Annotated in this window: 5 protein-coding genes; all 5 read left to right on the top strand. The window is 69.8% G+C overall.

The annotated features are described in order from the left end of the window. Positions 1-991: type II secretion system F family protein (locus N878_RS16205; RefSeq protein ID WP_021444656.1), on the top strand; the 991-nt coding region annotated here is incomplete at its 5' end. A gap of 3 nt (positions 992-994) precedes the next feature. After that, a complete protein-coding gene (gene gspG / locus N878_RS16200; protein ID WP_031303287.1) occupies positions 995-1,420 on the top strand; it encodes a type II secretion system major pseudopilin GspG in 426 nt (141 codons plus the stop codon). Between the two features lie 5 nt (positions 1,421-1,425). Beyond that, complete coding sequence (gene gspH / locus N878_RS16195; RefSeq protein WP_021444654.1) at positions 1,426-1,971, top strand: type II secretion system minor pseudopilin GspH; 546 nt, start codon at positions 1,426-1,428, stop codon at positions 1,969-1,971. Next, entirely contained in the window at positions 1,968-2,351 is a 384-nt protein-coding gene (gene gspI / locus N878_RS16190) for a type II secretion system minor pseudopilin GspI (RefSeq protein ID WP_021444653.1), read from the top strand. Before gspH ends, gspI begins: the two co-directional genes overlap by 4 nt. Further along, positions 2,351-3,139, top strand: a 789-nt coding sequence (gene gspJ / locus N878_RS16185; protein WP_256218096.1) for a type II secretion system minor pseudopilin GspJ, incomplete at its 3' end; no start/stop codon positions are given. The genes gspI and gspJ, both read left to right, overlap by 1 nt.

Below are 3,139 nucleotides of genomic sequence, written 5' to 3'. Positions count from 1 at the left end.
GACCCTGGTGCAGGCGGCGCTGCCGATCGAGGAGGCGCTGCGTGCGGCCGCCGCGCAAGCCACCAGTGCACGCATCCAGGCCATGCTGCTGGCGGTGCGCGCGCGGGTGCTGGAAGGCCACAGCCTGGCCGCCAGCCTGAAGGAATTTCCCGCCGCCTTTCCCGAGCTGTACCGCGCCACCGTGGCCGCCGGCGAGCACGCCGGGCACCTCGGCCCGGTGCTGGAACAGCTGGCCGACTACACCGAGCAGCGCCAGCAGTCGCGGCAAAAGATTCAGCTGGCGCTGCTCTACCCGCTGATCCTGATGTGTGCGTCCTTGCTCATCGTCGGTTTCCTGCTCGGCTACGTGGTGCCGGACGTGGTCAAGGTCTTCGTCGATTCCGGGCAGACCCTGCCGGCGCTGACCCGCGGGCTGATCGCCCTGAGCGACTGGGTCAAGGCCTGGGGCGCGGCGACGCTGGTGCTGCTGGCGCTGGCGATCGTCGCCCTGCGTTGGGCGCTGCGCGACGAGGCGTTCAAGCTGCGCTGGCACGCGTTTCTGCTGCGCGTGCCGCTGCTGGGCCGGCTGGGACGCGCCACCGACTGCGCGCGTTTCGCCTCCACCCTGGCGATTCTCACCCAGAGTGGCGTGCCGCTGGTGGAGGCGCTGGCGATTGCCGGCGAGGTGATCGGCAACCGGGTGATCCGTGGCGAGGTGCTGGTGGCGGCGCAGAAGGTGCGCGAGGGCGGCAGCCTGACCCGTTCGCTGGAGGCCACCGGGCAGTTTCCGCCGATGATGCTGCACATGATCGCCAGCGGCGAACGCTCCGGCGAGCTGGATCAGATGCTGGCGCGCACGGCGAAGAATCAGGAGAACGACCTCGGCGCGCAGATCGCCCTGCTGGTGGGTTTGTTCGAACCGTTCATGCTGGTATTCATGGGGGCGGTGGTGTTGGTCATAGTCCTGGCCATCCTGCTGCCGATTCTTTCGTTGAACCAAATGGTGGGTTAGCAGGTGAGTAGAAAACAGGCGGGTTTCACCCTGATCGAGATCATGGTGGTGGTGGTCATTCTCGGCATCCTCGCGGCGCTGGTGGTGCCGCAGGTGATGAGCAGGCCCGATCAGGCCAAGGTCACCGCGGCGCAGAACGACATCCGCGCCATCGGCGCGGCGCTGGACATGTACAAGCTGGACAACCACAGCTACCCCAGCACCCAGCAGGGCATCGAGGCGCTGGTGAGCAAGCCCGGCGGCAACCCGCCGGCGAAGAACTGGAACAAGGAGGGCTACCTCAAGCGCCTGCCGGTCGACCCCTGGGGCAATCCCTACCAGTACCTGGCGCCGGGCACCAAGGGCGCCTTCGACCTCTATTCGTTCGGCGCCGACGGCAAGCAGGGCGGCAGCGACCTGGACGCGGACATCGGCAACTGGGATCTCTGATCGCCATGCAGCGCGTACCTGCGGGCTCGGCCAGGCGGGCGAGGGGCTTCACCCTGATCGAGCTGCTGGTGGTGCTGGTCATCCTCGGCAGCCTGATCGGCCTGGCGGTGCTCGGCACCGGGCTGGCCGGGCCGAGCCGCGAACTGCGCGGCGAGGCCGAGCGCCTGGCCGGCCTGATCGGCGTGCTGGCCGACGAGGCGGTGCTGGATAACCGCGAGTACGGCCTGAGTTTTACCCGCGAGGGCTACCGGGTGCTGCGCTACGATTCGCGGCGCGGCGAGTGGCAGGCGCTGGATCGCCAGGCGCATCGCCTGCCGGACTGGGCCGAGCTGACTCTTGAGGTGGAGGGCGAGGGGGAGGGCGAGGCCTTGCGCCTGCCCGGCGCGGCCAGTGCCCTGGCGCCGCAACTGCTGATTCTCTCCAGCGGCGAGCTCACGGCTTTTCGCCTGCGCCTGGCCGAGCGCCGCCGCGACGGCCTGCAGCTGCAGCTGTCCAGCGACGGCTTCGGCCTGCCGCGTATCGAGGAGCTGGCGGCAGGGCGCGCCGGATGAAGCGCGCGCGCGGTTTCACCCTGCTCGAAGTGCTGGTGGCGCTGGCCATCTTCGCCCTGGTCGCCGCCAGCGTGCTGACTGCCAGCGCGCGCAGCGTGCAGACCGCCGCGCAGCTGGAAGCCAAGACCCTGGCCATGTGGGTGGCCGACAACCGCCTTACCGAGCTGCAGCTGGCCGAGGCGCCGCCGGCCGACGGTCGCGACCAGGGCCAGGTGGAGTTTGCCGCGCGTCGCTGGCTGTGGCAGAGCGAGATTCAGGCCACCAGCGAGCCGAGCATGCGCCGGGTGACCCTGTGGGTCGCCGCCGAGCAGCGTGGCGCCTCGGGCGATCTGCGCGAGCGCGCGCTGGTCAGCCTCAGCGGCTTTCTGGGTGCGCCGTGATGAAGCGTATGGCCCGTAGGAGCGAGCTCTGCTCGCGAAATGGCCTCAATCTGGATTCGCGAGCAGAGCTCGCTCCTACAGCTCGACCGCAGCGCGGCTTTACCCTGCTCGAATTGCTGATCGCCATCGCCATTTTCGCCATTCTCGGGTTGGCCACCTACCGCATGCTCGACAGCGTGCTCAGCGCCGACGCCGCCACCCGCAACCACGAGCAGCAGCTGCGCGAGCTGGTGCGGGCGATGGCCGCCTTCGAGCGCGACGTGCTGCAGGTGGCGGTGCGGCCGATCCGCGATGGCTTCGGCGACCCGCAGCCGGCCCTGCGCAGCGAGCCGAGCGATACCTCGGCGCTGGAGTTGACTCGCGCCGGCTGGCGCAATCCGCTCGGTCAGCCGCGCGCCGAGCTGCAGCGGGTACGCTGGCAGCTCAGCGGCGAACAGTGGCAGCGCCTTTACTGGCGCGTGCTGGACCAGGCCCAGGACAGCCAGCCGCAGGTGCAGCAGGCGCTCGACGGGGTGCAGGCGTTGAGCCTGCGCTACCTCGACGACGAGGGCCAGTGGCACGCCGACTGGCCGCCGCCCAATGCCGCTGGCGACAGCCTGCTCACCGGCCTGCCACGCGCCCTCGAACTGCGCCTGGAGCATCGTCGCCATGGCGAGCTGCGGCGCCTGCTGCGCCTGACACGCTGGCTCAGCCTCGTGCGCCGCCGGCGCGATCCCAAGACCGGGCGCATCAAGGGCAATCTGTACGTCCTGCACGACGAGCCCCTCACCCCCTTCGAAGCCATGCAG

Source organism: Pseudomonas sp. EGD-AK9 (assembly GCF_000465935.2).
Classification (GTDB): Bacteria; Pseudomonadota; Gammaproteobacteria; order Pseudomonadales; family Pseudomonadaceae; genus Aquipseudomonas.
This window is presented reverse-complemented; position numbering and strand designations above follow the sequence as displayed.